Raw genomic sequence first — 19,501 nt, forward strand, 5'->3', positions numbered from 1 at the left:
TAGGTGTTAGTAAATACATAAGTCCATTTATAAAGTTTAATATATATTGCGTATCTCTAAAGAACACATGCGTAGTTGATAAAAATATTGAAACTCCCATATTAAATATCAATAAATTTAAGACTGCTAACGGTAACAATAAAAGGGAAAGTGTTGGGTTATAATCTAGAAATACAAATACACTTACTCCTACAATTATAAAACTTATACAAAAGTTCAAAAAATTATCCATTACCATAGATATGATGAGCGATAGAGGATTTATATTAAATGAGTTTAAAAACTCTCTATTTGTAACGAGAATAGGCGTCACCATATTTATATTTCCAACAATAAAAGTCCAAGGAATTAAACTAGCAAGTAGGAAAACAAAATAATTAGGAATATCTAGCTTTATGATTTGTTTAAAAATAAGAGCATGGGCCAAAAAAAGGATAATCGGATTAATGATTACCCATATAGTTCCAGCAAATGTAGATCTATACCTAGACTTAAGCTGTGTTCTTGTTAGAATAAGAGAAGTATTAATAAACTCTTTTAAATTACTATTATGGTTCATAAAGATAATTATAGTGAATTTTTGGCAATAAAGCAGGAAATTCAAGAGAAAAATATATATTTTATCAAAATTGTTTCTGACTCGATGGAACCACTCCTGAAGGTTGGATCCATCTACACAGTCACTCCAGTTAATTTAAATGAGTTACAACAATTTGATATTATTTTATTTTGGCAAAAAGGCAAACCTTTTGCCCATTTCTATTGGGGAAAGCATCGTTTAGGTAATGTAAAAGGCCATATGACAAGATCTCTTAAATATCCATCCGAAGTAGATCCACCAATAAATGATGAGAATATTTTAGGAAAAATATCTATAAAACCTGGATTGCGCCATAAAATTATATTTCTTTATAGGTATTACTTTTCAAAAGTTTGATAAATAGATTCTTTTATAAGCTCGGCCAAACGATGAGTCTCCTCAATTGTCCAATGTATATCTACCTCTAATTTTAGTGTTTTTGAGACATTCTCCATTGATGAAATAAAGTTAAATGCAGAGTAGTCATATTTCTTATCTGATTTAGCATATGGGTTTCTAGAGTTATCAAAAAATGCATCTTTGTTTAGCATCTTCCCCCACTTCCAAACTACATGGCCGGGCCTAAGAGAAGGAGGTAAAACAGGAATTCTCTTATCTCTAAGTGCCTTTCCAAGCTCAGCACTTTTGTGTGCATCTTCACAGCTTATATAGACATTAATACCACAATCTCCTTCACGATCTGCACCGAATGGGATGTGAACATAAGGAATATCTTCTAGAGATTTCTGTAAGATGGATTTTCTTTCTCTATATCTTAATAGGATCATATCCATTTTTGTTAATTGAATACCTAACATTGCTCCAGTAATTTCACTTACACGCATTGAGTAGCCTAAAGCAGGTTTAAATTCTGAAAAGAAATCTTGATGATGTGGACTAAAGCTAAATGCGCCATCAGAAATGCAGCATATTTTTTCATACATCTCTAAAGAATTTGTAACGACAATTCCACCATCTCCAGCAGTTAATATTTTATCTTTATTAAAAGAGAAACATCCAAAGTCACCAAGTGTACCTAAGAATTTTCCATTATAATTTCCACCAATAGACTGACAAGCATCTTCAATAATAATTAAATCATTCTGACTAGAAAACTCTTGAATTTTTCTCATATCACATGAGAACCCATCCATATGAACAGGGATAATGGCCTTAGTTCTATCTGAAAGAACAGTCGCTGCATGAGATAAATCTAGCTGTAAATTCTTATCGACTTCACAAACAACAGGAATAGCGCCAGCTGTAAGTACAGCACTTGCAGTCGCAACAAAAGTATATGCAGGAATGATAACCTCATCCCCTTCTCTAACTCCAGCAGCAATGAGCGCACACACAAGAGCATTAGTCCCACTTGTAACAAGATGTGCGTATTTAACGCCTATCTTATCAGCAAAGTCTTTTTCAAATTTTCGACAGAGACTATCCTCTTTCTTATATCTAAATAGATCGCCTGATAAAATTAGTTTTGAGACAGCTTCAACTTCTTTATCATCTAAAAAGTGCTTATCCATATTCCTTTGACCTTCACATGAATCTATACGATTACATTTATCACAAATACTATATTTTTCTCTATTTCCATTTTCTAAATCATTCTTAAAAGTGCAAGATTTAGAGTTATTCCAGATATCAATAATATTTTCTTCTTTTATATTTCCTAAAACTTCAGTTCGATAGGCATCTTCAAAACATGGAAGAACATTTCCATCATAAGTGACAGTCGTCATTAAACGAGGAACACTGCACGCCTTTCCTTTACCCGAAATATTATTATCAATATCAAGAGAACCTCCTCTATTTGTGAGGTTCAACTCACTAAATCCCTTCAGAGAAACCTTGGCCTGAGTTAAAGAATCGAGTTCTGAATAAAAACTTTCAATAGGAAGTTTCTTCACTTGTTCATGCTTAGTAATTATAATTTCGCCAATACCTTGGCCAAGTATATCTACCAAACATTCTTTTGATACTATTTTAGTTCCATTTGTATATAGACTTAAGAATGTATTAGGCAGAATACTTTTTGCCTCTCTAATAAACCAATCAAAATCTTTTGCAATCATTGGCTCATTATAAAAATCAAAGGAAATTTTACCTTTGTAATCTCTACTTTTTAACTGATTCAATAAACTTGTAAATAACGACTTATCCATTTCAAATTGAGAGGGATACCCCTCTACTGAATTTGGACAATATGAACAGGATAGATTACATCCAGAATTAATTTCAATTTCTACAACTAAGGGGTGCTTATTCATAGTCGATACTCGAAGAACTTAATTGGAGTGTATTTCTTAAGTAATTATCTAGTTCAGCTTCATTAAGCCTATCTTTAACAATGTAAATACTTTGAGATTCTAGAATGATTTTCATAATGTCTTTATAAAAGAGATTCTTACTCGATACATATTCTATATCAACCTTTAATAAATCAATCTTATCAAATATTCGATGGAGAGATTCAATCTGAGACTCAGATAAAACCTCCTCATCAAGGTCATACATAAGAACAACAATATAAGGCCTTAAGGGTTTCATATATCCCTTAATATTATGAAAGAAGCTTCCCCCCTGAGGAGTATCTGCAAAAGCACCAATATAATCACTATGAATTAAGGATAAATTAGCTCCTAACTTATACGCATACTTTCTTCGATGTTGATCAAGGACATTAAGTGACAACTCATGAAGTTCTATATTTTCCTTTGAACAAAATTTTTGATTCAGAAAACTTTCAAATTTTTTGATCATGCATTCAGAAACGATAGAGTTTAACTCAAGAGGATAGTGAGAATTACAAATAAAGCTCACAGGAATCTTAATAAGATTATTTCCAGAAACATCGAGATGTCCACCAAACTCAGATAGTATTATCGGCCAGCCGGCCTGCTGTGCTTCGGCCACAGCACATCCAAAGTCTTCACTAATAAATGTGCTTAAAGTTATAAATACTGACCTATGAGCGTCTTCTTTGGACCAAGTTTCTCGATCAACTTTACCGTGAAATATTACATTTTGAGATATACCCAATAGCTCAATTAGCGTATTAATTCGATTTTGATAAGAATCTTGAAAACGTCGTCCAAGATCTTCGTGATAAGTATCTTCAAAATCTCCAAAGAGTTTTAATTTAGAATTAGTAGAGTATGTTTCGTTATAATTTTTGATAAAAAATAATAATGATTCAATATTTTTCTGAGCAGACAACCTTCCAGCAAAAATAAAATTATATTCCTTTCCACTCTCAAAGGTTATAGCTTTTTTCTGTAATGGAAATAATACATTTCGAGGTATCACATTAACCTTGGCTGCACCATTCATGTATGATTCGATTATTCTTTTATTAGATTGGCTTAAAACCCAAATACGAACTCTCTCCCCTATCCAATTACCACTTTCAAAGAACTTCTTAAAAGCATTGCCAAATAAGATGAAATCGACAATTTCATCATTATAAGAACCAAGTTTTTTTTCACTCGGATCATCAATATAAACTCGACAAGTACTATTAAACTGTATGTTTTCTAGGAAAAAGCTCTCACATCTCTGCCTAAGTAGATTTATACTTGAAATACAAGGGTCATTTTGAATAGAGCTTCTTTTAATCTTACTCACTAAGTGTATATCCCAATTTAAATAATTCTCTGAAGTTATCTTCAGACTCTGTCCATTCCCATTCTAAACAAAACTTCCCCTTGTGTGGGTCGTCTATATAGACCTTAGAATCATTTATATTTACCCATGGTAAAACTGCCATCGTACCTTTGTAATCCCTCTTTTTTGTAGAAGATGAGTATCTTAAAGCAAAGTAATGATAGGCCTTATCAGCATAACTTGTAAAAATCTTAGAGCTTTTAATATCATTTGAAAAAGTCTGTCTTATGTTAGATATCTCATTTGCAAATGAAAAATCACAACATTTCTCAACATCATCAAAGAGGTTTAACTTATAGTTTCTTGATATATGGTCTCTAGTAAAATAAGTAGTATTATTTTCATTAATCCTCTCACTTTTAAGAGAATTCATTTCATCTAAGAGATCTCTAATATTAATATAAGGACCATATTTCCCTACACCTACATCAATCAAAGAAATCTGATCAGAGCAATATTTCTTAAAATCAGCATATCCACCCCAATTAGAAATTATTGCTTTATGCCCTAAATTTAGCGCTTGAAGAACGGCCATTCCAAAATTTTCATCCGAGTGAAGCGATGTAGATATAAAGATCTTCTGTCCATCTGGAATCAAGGACTCAATATCTTCACGAGGTACAAATCCTTTAAATATTATATTTTTCTCAATGCCTAGTTTCTTTATGAGCTCTTCAAGATATGACTGGTAATCTATTGTCTCTATCCCCATATTAGGAGATCCTAATTCATCCTGCTTTCCAAAAAGAGTCAGTATAGATTTTTTATTACTTTCTAAATGTTTTGAAAATGTATAGATAAGAGTGTGGATATTTTTTTGCTCAGATATTCTGCCAATATAATAAAATGATTTTCTTCTCTCTTTAGTATCACTTTCTATATTCTTTAATTCTATATTTGCGGAAAAAGGAAATAGCTCTACATTTATATTTTTAAATTTTTCTTGAAGAATCTCTTTATCTCTCTCACAAGAAACTAAGAAAGAGTCTCGAGAACTCCATAATTTATCCCACTCCCAAAATGCTAGAGGCCATAGACCTACAGTTGCCATTCCATGGACATAGAACTTTAAGGGTGCATGAATCTCTAGTTTATTTCTTAGTATTTTCAGGGCCCAAGAGATCTTTAAATTAAAGCAAGTTATTAATATAAAATCGGCATTCATTCCCTTGAGTATTAATTCCTTAACATTAGAGTCATCTACATTAATTTTTTCAATATTCAAATTATTTTTTAGAGCTATATCTTCCCACAGTTTTTCAATCTCAGGAATAATCTCCGTCATACTAAACCAAGAGAAGTTCTGAGATGAAGTTAATATCAGCATTGTTTTATTTTGAGACAAAAAAATCTCCAACGACTAGTCCATCAACATTTGATGTTTTAAAGAAAAGAAGTAAGTCATCTAAATCTTCAACAATTGGCTGACCCATCACATTTAGACTTGTATTTAATACTGAATAAGTACCAGTTTTATCACCTACAGCTTTTATCAAGTCGTAATACCTACTGTTTATACTAGGAGTTACAAATTGTGCTCTAGAGGTACCATCACAGTGTAAGACCTCTTTAAAAGTATTTTTCCACTCTTTCTTAATTGGAATAGTAAAAGACATGTATGGACTCATGAAATCTTCTTTAATATCAAAATACTCATTAGAGTATTCTTGAAGACAACTACAAGCATATGGACGAAAAGATTCTCTAAATTTAATTTTTTCATTTAAATAGGACTTTAAGTTATCTTTATCTACTCTAGCAATAATACTTCTATTCCCCAAAGCGCGAGCACCTATCTCAGACCTTCCTTGAAACCAACCTAACACGTCACCTTTTGCCAGTTTTGAAGCTGTAAAGCTTATAACCTCAGTCCCTAGGTTTTCAACTTTATATTCTTTGAAAGCTTCTCTAACTTTTTCTTCATTAGTATAAACAATATCTCTACCTAAATATGGAGAAGAGATTTTAAAGAATTTCTTTTTATTTATAAAATTTAAATACTGTACTAACCCTATCGAAATGCCGTCATCACCTGGGCATGGAGGAACAATAATCTTTTCAAAGATTTTACGCTCCACTAACTTCATATTATTAACACAGTTCATTGCGGCTCCACCAACAAGAATCAAATTGCCAGATTTACCAGAATAACTTTCTATTTCTTCATAGATCTTTTCTTCAAATATCTTTTGAGCACTTGCGGCCAAGTTTTGATAATATTCTAAGTGAATGGATTCTTCCCAAGACTCCTTTGAATTTCCAGCATATGCCTTTGACCAATCCATTGATTTTAAAAAATCTTCAATTGAGCTATATTCCTCAGCAATACCAAATGCTGATAACCCCATAACTTTCCCTGAGTCATGTTTTGAGTTGAAGATAATCTCTGATACATACTCAAAAAGCATTCCAAGACTCGATGAGACCACTCTATTAGTCTTATCTAGCTTATAAAAATTAAAGAACTTCTTACCTAAACATTTGAGTTCATTGTTTTTATATGAGTAGAAAGAGATACCTTCATAAGACTTCTCATTGGGAATGAAAGGCTCTTCACTAGATAGAGAAATGAGCTCAGGGAAGTTCTCACTATTGCTTCCAGCACCATCAATTACACAAATTATTGCATCATCAACATCTGAAAAGCTCACTCCTGCTAGAGCATGTGCATAATGGTGAGATAATGAGTATGTTTTCTCAGTAGATTTAAATTCTGAGAGTCCCTTTGCTTCAATAAATTCTGAAAAAGGTGAGTGCTTTTCTAATGCGAATTCAAAACGCTTAGATGTGATCACATCCCGACATTCCGCGACTTTAATATCTTTACTAGGTTTTGTACCGATTTCTAAAGTACGCCATGGCCATTCACCTGAGTACTTCTTTTTATTAAATCGCTCAGTAATTAGAACTTGTAACTTAGATCCATCAAGATGAGCACATGAAGAATTATGAAGAGTTTTACTAACTCCTATTAATTCACAGTTTAACTTATTCTTTATTGTGTCCATCACTTATCTATTTTGAATTTTATGTGATCATTTGGAAATTTGAGCCTTCTCAAACTAAGAGAAGGCCAAGAGAGCTAGTTAATCTTTTTTCTTAACTCTTCAATTACTGTTTGCTGCTCTTTAACAGTCTCAGTTAATTGTTGAATAGCTTTTGTGAGAACAGGAGTTAACTTTGAATAATCAACTAACTTTTTTCCATCAGAGTCAGTAACAACCATACCAGGAAGAATACCTTCTAGCTCATCGGCCATTAGACCAATTTGATGATCTGATGAGAATTTATATTTTGGAAACTCATTAACTTTATAGTCATACTCATAAACATTTAGTTTGTTAATTAAATCAAGACCATTATTAAATGAAGTTACGTTTTCTTTAAAGCTTGGATCTGATCCAGCGAAGACATCGAGATATACACTCTCATTTAGGACTTCAGATTCGATTTCCTCAAGGCTAAACTCTTGAATTCCACCAAAGTAATAATCTTGTTCATTTTTCTTATCTTGATTATTTTCTGACATCTTTCTACTCCATAAATATTATAATACTGTGAATAATTGTAACACAATTACATTAATTCTAAAAATAACAGAGACTTATAATATCAACCACATAGACTATTTATCAATTAAAATACATTTAATATAGTCTCTTTTTATCCCGGCCTCAAAGGCCTTTTTGACTTCTTTGAAATTAAATTTTTCAACTATTTTTTCAGAATATTTCCCTATTAATGGAGTCCAAAATTTCACAGAATCTCTAAACTCCTCAACCCCGTGATAACCAAGCCAACTTACTCGCAAGTTCTGCTTATAAAAAGAGTCATTATCGAGTTTTGCATTGAAATACTTCCCAATAATGACAACTGCTCCGGAGCGCTTTGGGAATAAGTGCGTATGGGGCAATAGACCCGTGCCTCCAGCCCCATCTCCAGTACAATCTATAACTACATCATACTTAGAAAAGTTGACTCCACTAAGTAAGAAGCTCGCAAAATTTTCCACATTAAGGCCTAGCTGTTTAGCCTTTTCAACACGAGTAGGATTCTTTTCAACAAGAACAGGCTCATAGCCCCTATGCTTTAATGCTAAATATGAAAATATACCAATTGGACCGGCTCCAAAAACTGCAACTTTATCACCTTCAACTAGTCCGATACTTTTTGCATGCATATAGGACAAGTCTCCTATGAAAGCAACTTCTAATAAGACTTGAGACTCTATGGATAAGTCCTGTGGAAGTTTAACTAAATCACTTTTATGAACTTTAATTTTATTTGAAATAACGCTGACACCATCGGTTCCAAGAAGTTTACGGCCAGTACAGTCGCTCCAGTTTTCAGAGAGACATCCTTTACACTTTTGACAGCAATAATTTGCAGCAGAAGTAACAATCTCACCAATAGTATAATTCTTTATTGAATCACCTATGGACAAAATCTCACCTACCCACTCATGACCAATTGTAGATTCACCATTATTATGTTTAATTGCATAGAGATCAGAGCCACAAACTCCTACAGAGATTGGACGAACAAGTACTTCATCTTTGTTAATTACAATAGACTCTTCTCTATTTTTTTTAACAAATTCTCCGTCTATATATGTATAAAACCAATCTTTCACTTATTAATCCTCATAATTTTTTTCATCACTTTTAATCTTATAATGTTATCATTAATAAGAATATTAAAATAGTTTATACACTTGGAATAATGACGAGAATAATATCCACCATTCCATTTTTTTTTGGATTAGTAACATTCTATATCGTTGCTATTTATCCAAATACCTATGACCTTCTCCAAGAAGGAGAGCTCTCTTCTATAAAAGAACAACAATGGGGAACTTGCTGGGCATTTTCAACTATATCGAGCCTTGAATCAAATATCTTAAAGAAAAAACTTAATTTTACTCATGACCTTTCAGAATACCACTTAGATAAATTCAACGGCTTTAACAGAAACGGTACAGACAAGGATCCAAGGAGAGAATGGTTCTCTTCTCAGGGAAAAGGTTTTATAGGAAGTAATACAGATAATTCTAATTCGGGCTTAATGGTTCACCTTGGCGGAGACTATAAAGTAGCAGCTGCTTACTTATCAAACACCCTAGGAGCAGTAGAAGAATCAAAAACTCCTACAATAAAATCAGAAAACGATTTTGACTCATTTGGAAATACACCAAATGCAGGAGTTCTTCTAAAAAATAACTACAGATATGTTTTCCCTAAAAGTATCGAGTGGCTCAGTTGGGGAGAATCATGGCCGATGACAAAAGAAAGAATAAAGAAAGAATTAAGAGAAACCGGTGCTGTTGGGTCAGCTCAATTTATGCAACCAGATCCTTTGGACATTATAAATGAACGTGAACTACATTTAAACACTACTGAAAAAGAACCAAACCATGCTATATCTATCATTGGATGGGATGATAATTTATCTTATCAAAATAGTAGAGGTGCCTGGCTAATTAAAGATAGTGATCACATAGACGATGAAACAGGAGATAAAGTTGGTCCTTTCTATATTCCTTATAAAGACCTAATTGTTGGAAGACATATGGAAATGGGTGCAGTCTCTTTCAAAGATGTAACAATTCGAGATCCTAGAACACAAATTTATTCCCATGCCTTACATGGATGGAGATATACCAAACAGATACATACTCCAATTAAAAATCTATACGTTATAAAAAGTAGTGAGTATTTAGATGCCATTGGAATATATATACCATCTCCAATGGATTCAGTTAATTATTCAATTATAATTAATGGCAAGAATATCTTTAAAAACACTATCACAAAAGAAAATCCTGGTTTCTACTACATTGAATTATCCTCATATAATTTGTTAGAAGGAGATAGGGTTGAAGTCATTCAAGAGAACAAATCAGGTCTCTATGCGATTGACTCTTCTTCGTGGATGAGCGTTCTTCTTGGTGAAGATGAAGATAAGCTAACTCCCCAATGGATAGAATCTAGCGCCTCCCCTGGAGAGAGTTTTTATTTTGAAAACGGAAAATGGCAGGACCTCATAACAAGGTCCGAAAAAGATTCAATTGATTACAGCAAAGCAAATTTCCCAATTATTTTATACACAATAGAAGAGATGAACTAAAATGAAAAAAATATTGAACGATCTAAAAAATAATGAATACTTGAAAATATCCTTGATCATCACTCTTATTATTTACTTACCTTCTTTATACTTTAACTTCTTTATCTTTGATGACAATCATAACATCATCCTCAACTCGAGAGTTAATGAGCTCACTGACCTACTTCTTCCATGGTCCAAAAGTAAGATCCCTCTTTCATATAATTACTGGCAGATTATGAATATTTTCTTTGGAACAGAATCTCCTGCGCCCTTTAGATTTATCAATATTCTTCTTCATTTATTCAATGGTCTAATAATTTATAAATTACTCTCTCAAGACAAAACAAAGAATACTATTGCTGCAATCTCTACAAGTATTTTTCTGTTACATCCTGTCGTTGTCCAAAGTGTTGTATGGTTATCATCTGCACGAGAGCTATTTGCTACTTTCTTCACGCTATTAGCAACTTATCTATTAACTAATAATGAAATCAATGCAAAATCTTTATCTAAAGCACTAATTCTTTTTGCCATAAGTATTACTTTCAAGCCGATCAGTGTTGCTGCACCAATAATTCTTCTCATTTATATTTATAAAAATAAAAAAGAGTTCTTCTTTCCTCTCTTATCGGCGACATTAATAGTTAATAGCTTAATTTTCTATGCATATTACAATGAAATACTAAAGGCCCTTAATATCTTTGATTACAACTTTCTTAAATCTTTAGGAGTCTCGGCCATAAGTCTTTCTTACTATATTAGAAACTATTTTGCTCCTTTCTTTTTAGAATATAACTATAACCTTACTCCTACGAATGCTATCGACTCTTATTCTTCTATAAAGATATTAATAAATACGGCCTTTATTCTATTACCGATAATTGTTATATATTTTCAAAAATCCAGGAGAAAAGAACTCTCTCTCTCTTTTTTCTCGTTTATAATTCTAATTGCTATCAATACAGGAATTATTCCTTTCAATCATCAATATATATCAACAGTGGCTGATCGCTACTTGTATCTTCCAAGTATCGCATTGATATTTTTCATTTACTATTTCCTCTGTCAAATCTCGCCTAAAAACTATCTTAAATTATCTATAGTTATTTTAGCCCCACTAATGCTTCTTTCAATGAACGAGGTTTCCAAATGGAAAACAAGCTCTCAGAGACTCTATAAGTCAAAATTTACAAATGATTTAGATCTCTTTTCTTATATCAATGCCTTGATCAAAGACGGTATGCTTGAGAAGGCCCAAAAAGTATCAAATACTCAATTCAAAAGTAAAAGTTTTTCTGATGAGCTAAATATAGAGCTTAGTATTTTTCAAGAAAGTTATAAGAATACGAGAAGTGAGGACTTGATAGATGTTGCTCACACTAAGATTGAAGATGTACCAACAGAACTCTACCCGTTACTTGCTAATTATTCGTATCACAATAATAACTTCTATATGGCTAGACTTACTTATGTCTACTCTCAAAAAAGTGACTTCAAGTACCTCTTAGACTTTGATATGGACAAGTTACTGGAGCGAGAGAAAAGATATAATGATAAAATATTAAAGGAAGTAACTCTAATTCCTTTAATGCAAAAGAATAAATTTTTATCGAAGAGAATTTATAACATCTTAAGACCCATTGTGAGTGACAAAGAGACTTATGATTTAGAAATAAGCAAACAATTAAATATTAAATAAGACCTACTCGAAAGGTGCTGCACAACCAAGACTACCACCTCGGCCTAGGGCAACAACATTCTGACCACTCGGGCATCTCTGAGTACTGAATGTAGTTCTACAGTTTCCGTAGATACAGATCTTAGAACCTGTAACACTTCCTGACCCATTATTTGTACCACTAAATCTTCCCAAGGCAGTCAGTCGAGAACCTTTTATCCAATCGTTTGAATATACATCAGAACACTTACCATTTTGAGAACAATCTTTTAAAACATAAGTTGTGTCATAAGAAGTATCTGCCTGATATAACCTTAAAACATTCGTTGAAGAATTGTATGAAGAGGACATTTTACCAACATCTGATACAGTACATCCTCCAGACATATCCCTTGTTCCATTTATCATAATAGAATCACAAACCGCCATTTTAATAGCAGCATATGTATCACTTTCATCTTCCACTCTGTTTAAATAATCTGCAATAGTTGAAACAACACCATCTGGATTTAGTGATGATGCTATCACCATATTAACCCACTCTCTTGTCACAAATTCTTGTTGCCCAACTGCATTTGCTAACGTTTTAGTATTATATCTAGCACTTGTCGTAATTTTCCCACTTTCTATTAGAACGGTATTTGAACCATCAACGGACTGTATTGCACCAGTTCCTAAACCAGCAGCGTTGTTGTCACCAGCTCTAATTGCATTTTGAACACGAAGATCTCCGTCTACCCCATTAGGATCAACCCCAGAGCCAATAGAAACTGAATTCTTCACATCTAAAGTACCATCTGTACCTGATACAGCATTCCCACTTCCTATGGCGACACTAGTTTTAACTGAAAGCGTTCCATCACCACCGGGAGGAGCAACTCCATTTCCTATTCCAACAGAGCTCTTTACAGCTATATCTCCATCTCCAGCAGGCATTGCAACTCCATCACCGACGGCGGCTCCTTGTCTTACTCTCAATGTTCCTTCACCACCACCAGCAACTCCAAGTCCAATTGCCATAGAGTTATTTATAAGAGCATCACCAGCAATATTATTTGCGTCAACACCAACACCAAGCCCAGTCAGAACAGATAAATCACCAGCTGTTCCAGATGAGGCCATACCTACACCTACTGAACCTGCGATATCTAAATTACTTGCTGAACCTTCATTTACAGCTAAGCCTACACCTATTGATCCCATGTCAGCTGCATCTGGACTAACAAGAAGGTTTCCAGTCACAGTAACTGCAGGAGCAGTATCTGCATTCATACTTCTAATATTTATTCCCTTACAGAATCCATTTTCAATTTGACCATCTAAACTATCACAAGATGCTCCAATAAAGTTTTCATTATCACCATAACAACTCTGAATAACTCCCGCTCCATTTGCAATAACCCTCGATTCTATATATTGAGTACTTGTCTCTGAACCAAATGATCTCTTGTTAAAATCTTCTTGCGCCTGTTCATCAGTTCCAGTTCTACCACGGGCAAGTCTCTCAAAAATTAAACGATAAACAACTGTTCCTACTTCACGCTGGTTATCTGCACCACCATCAGTGGCACCAACATCATTATCGAATGTATAGTTGTTTTCAGGAGTAGTATTATAGTTAGCATCTACTCCATATTGTGTACTACCTGGTTGATAATAAGATTTAAACTCAATAGATCTAAGACGTACACTTCCAGAAGCTCCACCGTAAAGAAGACCACTTTCTAAAACTGTTACTTTATTGGCATTAATATCTCCAGCATTACTTCTTTCCCAATCATTCGTTGCTCTAACAAGAGTAGGTAACGCTGTCCAATTCGCACTAATTGTCTCCCCTCTAAGGTTAGCTGAACAGTTATGCTCTCTTCTAAGAAGGATCTCTGCTCTTTGAGTAAGAGAAGATACTGTTGAGTCTTGAGAAATTTTTCTCTGGCCTTTTGTCATTGTTCCCATCAGTTGAGTAACCCCTAGTGATACAACACCTAGCATGCCAGCAGCGATAACGACTTCTGCTAAAGTAAAACCTGAAGAGTTTGATAGAAAACTTCTCTTTGCCATAAAAACACCTAATTTCAAGAAATGTAATATTACTTGCAATTATATCGCAAGAGACTCGCTTACTCATACCGTCATTCTTTGCCGCTATAAAATCAATTACTTGAAGTAATTCATCAAGGAATTTCATTTTATTATTTACGCATTTAATTGGCAGAGATTCTTAAACTACTGATTATACAGTATAATTAACCATCTCAAAGAAATCCCCCCAATCCAGTGAATTCAACTTCTTTTAAGGGTGTAATGTTCAAAGCTCTTAATATAAGGGCCTTTAGAGTAATCATATTACATATATTTTTTATGACAATTACGTCTCTTATATTCTAATTGGCTCCCAATATTCAAAAAAATGTTCAGAGTAATACAATGTGCTTATTTTAGATTCTAGAGTTCATGTTAAAGTACTCATTTAGAAGGTATTATTGAATGTCTTATCATCATAAACAAAGGGCAAATCCATGCTTATTAAAAAATATTAGACATTTTTCATATACTAGATATCCACATCAAATACTCTAATATGGACAAAATTACTGGAGATAAGAACAACACTACCTTACAATATAGAAATGAAAACAGCTTTAATACTAGTACTATCTTTAATATCAATATCAACCTATGCAAATGAGTCAATAAAGATTTCGGCATGTGATCTCTGGCAAGATTTACCGAACGTTGAATATCAAAAAGTAAAACAAATAGAAAACATGATATTTGAAAGAATATCTAATACTAGGGCCTTTTATAAAATTTCCGATCAAGTCCTAAATGATGTTTCCAATAATACATATAAGCACAATAAAGACTCCCTAGATAAATGGGCTGCATATTCTCAAATAGATCCTACAAAACAGACAAATATTATAAAGGAATGGAGAAGCCAATTTTTTAAGGCTTTTCTATTGAAGTCATATCTAAAATTAAACCTTGCTCAAAAATCACTAATTAATCAAGGTTTTGAAGAGCTACATAAAATAGCTTTCCCTGAAGTTAAGAAAAAATCTTTTGAAGAAATATTTGAAACGGCTAAATACTTACTTATCAAGTATATTGATTCTCAAAAAATCCCTAAAAAAAGTGCCATGATCCTCAAGGGTAGTATTGTAACCATTAAGCTTAACTGGGTCGAAACCATCTCCAAATCAATATTTATTAAAGACCCTGAAAAGTACTTAAAAATGGGAATAGAATATAATCCAGAACATAACGTTTTAGTAATTGGTCAAAAGGCCTCACGACACAATGACGGAGATACAATACTCTCAATCTTCATACAACAAATGGCTCTTGCTGTGTCCCCTTGTAGATGGTCAATTCTATTTGCAGACAAGAAGTTTCCTTTTCAAAAGCCACTAGATTGCTTAAGAGGAATTAATTCAATATATGCAAAGAAAAGAGATGATAGCCAAATTGAGAAATTGTATAAGAGTAAGACCATCACAAAAGAACAAAAAGAAGCCTTATATAAATATCCACTTTGCAATACTCCATACTATCCAGTAGAAGGCCAACAAAAAGAACAGATAAACATTGCTTTCTCAGACTGGCTCAGTTCTGAAGTAGTAGCACAGATGGGGAAAATATCACCAAACTTCAGAGAAGATTTATGTGCCATTCAAAATGACAGTTTAGTTCACTCATACCCGCAAAACCTTGAAAGACTAGTAAGGGTCTATCTGGCAAATCCTAAACTAAGAAAACTAACAAATATTAAGATATCAAAAGATATTAAATATTGTTCTATGTAAGTATTCAAAATATGAAAAATGAGAAGAAGAAAATTAGAAGATATGAAGAGGTGAAAGATTCACTTCCTGATTCTTTTTGTCCCGTACCATTTTCCACTCTCATTTTAAATCCAAATGGACTTGTAGGCTGCTGTAGAGAGAAAGGAAATGAGCATGCAGTTGGTAATATAAAAGATTCATCAATTGAAGAAATATGGAACGGAGAAAAAGTAAGAGCGTGGAGACGAGAGTTTCTAACAGGTAATATTGAAACATGTAAAGAAGAGATTCGACATAATTCTTGCCATAGATTAAACAACTATCAAGACCTGATCAACCATATTGATGTTAATGAAATAGTTAAAACACCAATTCTCAGACTCACTCCAGATTTTAATGGTAAATGTAATTTGAAATGTCCTTTTTGCGATGTATGGCAACTCCCTAATGGACTGTACGACAGTCTTCCTGGTTTTTGGGAACACCTATCCAATCATATTCTTCCATTTGTTATACAAATTGATTGCTTAGCCGGTGAGCCATTCATTCAAAAGGATTTTTACAAGTTAATAGATCTTTCAAGTAAAAAGAATACAAAATGTACATGGGAGGTCACAACAAATGGTCAATGGAAGTTCACAAAGAAAATAAAGGAACAACTGGATAAAGTTGATTTTAGAATAATATCAGTGAGCCTAGACTCACTAGATACAAATTCTTATTCAAAGATAAGGGCTCCAGGCGAGCTAGGTAAAGTTCTAAGTACAATCTCAGATCTTAAAGAATATGCTATAGAAAGAAAAAATATAAATAGACCATTTCAACTCTTAACTAACTTTGCAATACAGAGAGAGAATGTTTATGAGATTGTTAATATGTTCCGTTTTTGTGAAGAAAATGCATTAGATATTTTTATTCAATACGTTTATTTCCCAAGCCATTTCTCCCCATCAACACTCGACAAAAAAGAAAGAGTAAAAATACTACATTACTATTTCACTAATCTTAATAGTGATCAACTAATTCAGGCAAGGCGTGTACTTTTAGCACTTATCGATACTTTTTCAAAAGAAGAGAAAACTAAATTTATAAAAATTTACCAAGTTCAAACTAATAACAAAATCTTACCTTTTTTATAGATTAAGTTTTTCTTTATAGGATTCATTCATTTTCTTATTCATGATAGGAAGATAGTAGGCCCTATCTATACTTGGTAATGAAAAAATTAGTGGCTTAATAACTCTCATCGAAAGAGAAACTTTAACTGCATCCATAGACAAAAGAAAATCCAAAACTCGAACCTTTTCGTTCTTATCTAGCTCTAACAGACTATACTCTATAGGCTCATAACAAAGTGAAATAAATGGCAAGATTCCTTTATTATTACAAAAATCTAAGACATGAGGAACTTCTCTCCAATTATCTTTTTGCACTAAGAAATTCATATTTATATTGAGAGAAGACTTCCCTCTTTTAATTCTATCTTTCTCATAATCAAGAACTGCATCAATATTTTTTAGTACGACACTCAAGTTTCCTAATTTACGTATTTTATTATAAACTTCAGGAATTAAACTATCTATACTAGCGACAATACTCTTCACTTCTATTTTATCTAAATAACTCATAATCTTTGTTGTAAGCTTCCAGTGCATATTAGTTGTAATATTCCACTTGCATTTAGGATTAACTGCACTTACTTCATCAATTAATTTATACGTGTCATTCTGAAGGAATGGCTCTCCTGATAGCATGTCTATTTCTTTTAAGTTAGGGAACATAGATAATCTAGCATCTTTCCAAAAGTTTTCTTCCGTATAAAAGCCATTAGGCATTTTCCAAACGTGGCACATTTGACATTCTAAATTACAAAATCCATTAAAATTAGCCGTTAATTTTAAAACAGGAGATGACTGAACTTCAGAAAGCTCTGCGTGCTCTAGAAGTTCGTTATTACCAGCACAAAGGTTACAATTATTATAATCAATATCGCTTCGACACATTTTAGAATTTCCCTCAAGAAATTCTCTCCTCCATCTTTTTGCAATTTCGCCATTCCAAATTTCATCGAAGGTATTATTCTTAAGATTACCGATAGAGTATTCTGTTCCTTTCAATCGGCACATACCAACTGACCCATTAGGCTCAAGAATAACGGTGGAAAAAGGAACTACACAAAAGTTTTGGCGATCAAGGCCTCTCTCTTTGAAAGTTTCAATAACATTTCCAGTTGAGATAAGCTTAGTCTTTAATTTACTATTGTCTTCGTCCATATTTAACAATCCTCTATTGACAGTTTTTCGGACTAAAGATTTCTTGAGGATACTTTTTATTATAAAATGTTTCGATAATTTTATTATTTCCTGAGTATGAAAGAACAAGTGTTCCAGTTTTATTGACTTCCTCTTGATTCGAAAAAATAGTTTTAATTTCTGCTTCTTTTTCTTTTAGAGCGACAACAACTCCTGCCTCTATTGGTAAGACAGCAAGATCTGCTTTATTTGCAAGTTTAAAGACTTTAAATCTACTATTATCAAACTTAACTTTATAAGTAGGTACTCCTGAGGAACAATACTCTGGAGAAAAAGAATTTACTTTTGATACTATATCTTTAATATTCTTTAAAGAACTACAGTTCTTTTTAGAAAAAACTTCCTCCTCCCCTGATTCATTTGCTGAAAAGCTCATAATACTATCATTCTTGAGGCTTAGAATTTTTAAGACTTTATTCTTTATATCTTCTGGTTTTTCAGCTTTTAGAGTGCTTAGGCTAATTTCATTTCGATCTAAAACATGAAAAATACCAGACAAAGCAGGTGCGACCTCGACCCTATTAAAAGGTTTATTTGGGCTTATATTTGTCCAAACACTAATAACTCCATCTTCAGAAGCGTTGACAAGTACTTGTTCTTTTCCACTAGTACAAAAATCTCCAGCAAGTGTAACTTTTTTAAACTTTTCTTCTTTTAATTTTTTAATGATTTCACGTTCACTTTTTTCTACTTCTTTTAATCTTTTTTCAAAAAGTATTTTCTGTGCCCTTATTCTTTCAACTTCGCCAGAGGTTTCAAGAAATTCATTATTAATATTTTGATACCTAGTATAAAAAAAGTAGCTCATAGAGACACTTACGAATACACATATTATTAAAAATATTTTAGACATAATATTCCATCTCTTTATAATGATTAATAACAGTTTCTTAAATCAAACCGAAGGGCCTTATCATCAACGGGAGAATAGCTAACGACCTTACCTGTTTGAGCAACATACTCAAGCTGCATCTTATAAGTTCTAATATCACTTGTCTCATCAGCATAAAGAACTTTAAAATTTGCGTGAAATGAGTCAATTACACTAATCTCACCCATGACATTTGGACGAGTATTTTGAACGACTTCAAAATCCCCTCTGACCTCGTGCCACAACTTAAAATGGTTTCCTTCAATTTTAACAAACATGAAGTTTTCACCAATCGAGCAATATCGACCCAAGAAATATATTTTTTCAGGCTCAACAGTAAAGCCTTGATCAAGCACCCATGCCCCATCAGAATTCTCTAAGGCAGCATTAAGTCTGTCAGACTCTTTATAAATTTTCATATATAGAAAGAAGTTAATCAGGATACTTACCTGAAGACATCCCATTAATAGTTTTTTACTCATAGTAATGATTATA

Annotated in this window: 16 protein-coding genes; 5 read left to right on the forward strand and 11 right to left on the reverse strand. The window is 32.9% G+C overall.

Annotation, left to right across the window (positions count from 1 at the left end; translation table 11 throughout):
- A partial coding sequence (locus ABX784_RS09380; protein WP_372654769.1) for an ABC transporter permease occupies positions 1-559 on the reverse strand: 559 nt, incomplete at its 3' end.
- On the opposite strand from ABX784_RS09380, the gene ABX784_RS09385 reads away from it, so the two are divergent.
- A complete protein-coding gene (locus ABX784_RS09385; protein WP_372654770.1) occupies positions 551-937 on the forward strand; it encodes a hypothetical protein in 387 nt (128 codons plus the stop codon). The two genes, ABX784_RS09380 and ABX784_RS09385, sit on opposite strands and share 9 nt — an antisense overlap.
- Here the strand turns inward: ABX784_RS09385 and ABX784_RS09390 are convergent.
- The 6 genes from ABX784_RS09390 to ABX784_RS09415 all read right to left on the reverse strand — a co-directional run bounded on the left by ABX784_RS09390 (position 919) and on the right by ABX784_RS09415 (position 8,885).
- A complete protein-coding gene (locus ABX784_RS09390) occupies positions 919-2,856 on the reverse strand; it encodes an aminotransferase class I/II-fold pyridoxal phosphate-dependent enzyme (RefSeq protein WP_372654771.1) in 1,938 nt (645 codons plus the stop codon). The two genes, ABX784_RS09385 and ABX784_RS09390, sit on opposite strands and share 19 nt — an antisense overlap.
- A complete protein-coding gene (locus ABX784_RS09395; protein ID WP_372654772.1) occupies positions 2,849-4,213 on the reverse strand; it encodes a glycosyltransferase in 1,365 nt (454 codons plus the stop codon). The genes ABX784_RS09390 and ABX784_RS09395 overlap by 8 nt, the downstream gene beginning before the upstream one ends.
- On the reverse strand, positions 4,206-5,597 hold the full coding sequence (locus ABX784_RS09400) for a glycosyltransferase family 4 protein (RefSeq protein ID WP_372654773.1): 1,392 nt from the start codon (positions 5,595-5,597) through the stop codon (positions 4,206-4,208). Before ABX784_RS09400 ends, ABX784_RS09395 begins: the two co-directional genes overlap by 8 nt.
- Complete coding sequence (locus ABX784_RS09405) at positions 5,584-7,260, reverse strand: carbamoyltransferase C-terminal domain-containing protein (RefSeq protein WP_372654774.1); 1,677 nt, start codon at positions 7,258-7,260, stop codon at positions 5,584-5,586. The genes ABX784_RS09400 and ABX784_RS09405 overlap by 14 nt, the downstream gene beginning before the upstream one ends.
- Before the next feature lie 74 nt (positions 7,261-7,334).
- Positions 7,335-7,781 (reverse strand): tail fiber domain-containing protein, encoded by a 447-nt coding sequence (locus ABX784_RS09410; RefSeq protein WP_372654775.1) that lies wholly within the window; start codon positions 7,779-7,781, stop codon positions 7,335-7,337.
- Positions 7,782-7,877: 96 nt separating this feature from the next.
- Positions 7,878-8,885, reverse strand: a complete 1,008-nt coding sequence (locus tag ABX784_RS09415) for a zinc-binding dehydrogenase (protein WP_372654776.1) — start codon at positions 8,883-8,885, stop codon at positions 7,878-7,880.
- Positions 8,886-8,974: 89 nt separating this feature from the next.
- On the opposite strand from ABX784_RS09415, the gene ABX784_RS09420 reads away from it, so the two are divergent.
- On the forward strand, positions 8,975-10,378 hold the full coding sequence (locus tag ABX784_RS09420; protein ID WP_372654777.1) for a C1 family peptidase: 1,404 nt from the start codon (positions 8,975-8,977) through the stop codon (positions 10,376-10,378).
- Between the two features lies 1 nt (position 10,379).
- Positions 10,380-12,059, forward strand: coding sequence for a hypothetical protein (locus tag ABX784_RS09425; protein ID WP_372654778.1), 1,680 nt, complete (start codon positions 10,380-10,382; stop codon positions 12,057-12,059).
- Positions 12,060-12,062: 3 nt separating this feature from the next.
- Here the strand turns inward: ABX784_RS09425 and ABX784_RS09430 are convergent, their stop codons facing one another.
- Positions 12,063-14,096, reverse strand: coding sequence for a hypothetical protein (locus ABX784_RS09430; protein ID WP_372654779.1), 2,034 nt, complete (start codon positions 14,094-14,096; stop codon positions 12,063-12,065).
- Positions 14,097-14,665: 569 nt separating this feature from the next.
- Here ABX784_RS09430 and ABX784_RS09435 point away from each other — a divergent pair.
- On the forward strand, positions 14,666-15,844 hold the full coding sequence (locus ABX784_RS09435; RefSeq protein WP_372654780.1) for a hypothetical protein: 1,179 nt from the start codon (positions 14,666-14,668) through the stop codon (positions 15,842-15,844).
- An 11-nt stretch (positions 15,845-15,855) separates the two neighbouring features.
- The gene (locus ABX784_RS09440) at positions 15,856-16,962 is read left to right on the forward strand and encodes an SPASM domain-containing protein (RefSeq protein ID WP_372654781.1); all 1,107 of its coding nucleotides are present in this window, start codon (positions 15,856-15,858) and stop codon (positions 16,960-16,962) included.
- On the opposite strand, the gene ABX784_RS09445 is transcribed toward ABX784_RS09440, so the two are convergent.
- From ABX784_RS09445 to ABX784_RS09455, 3 genes are all read right to left on the reverse strand, one after another.
- Positions 16,957-18,096, reverse strand: a complete 1,140-nt coding sequence (locus ABX784_RS09445) for an SPASM domain-containing protein (RefSeq protein WP_372654782.1) — start codon at positions 18,094-18,096, stop codon at positions 16,957-16,959. The genes ABX784_RS09440 and ABX784_RS09445 overlap by 6 nt on opposite strands.
- Positions 18,097-18,109: 13 nt before the next feature.
- Entirely contained in the window at positions 18,110-18,943 is an 834-nt protein-coding gene (locus tag ABX784_RS09450) for a hypothetical protein (RefSeq protein ID WP_372654783.1), read from the reverse strand.
- A gap of 68 nt (positions 18,944-19,011) precedes the next feature.
- A partial coding sequence (locus ABX784_RS09455; RefSeq protein WP_372654784.1) for a hypothetical protein occupies positions 19,012-19,501 on the reverse strand: 490 nt, incomplete at its 5' end.

This window comes from Halobacteriovorax sp., from assembly GCF_041587335.1.
Lineage (GTDB): Bacteria > Bdellovibrionota > Bacteriovoracia > Bacteriovoracales > Bacteriovoracaceae > Halobacteriovorax.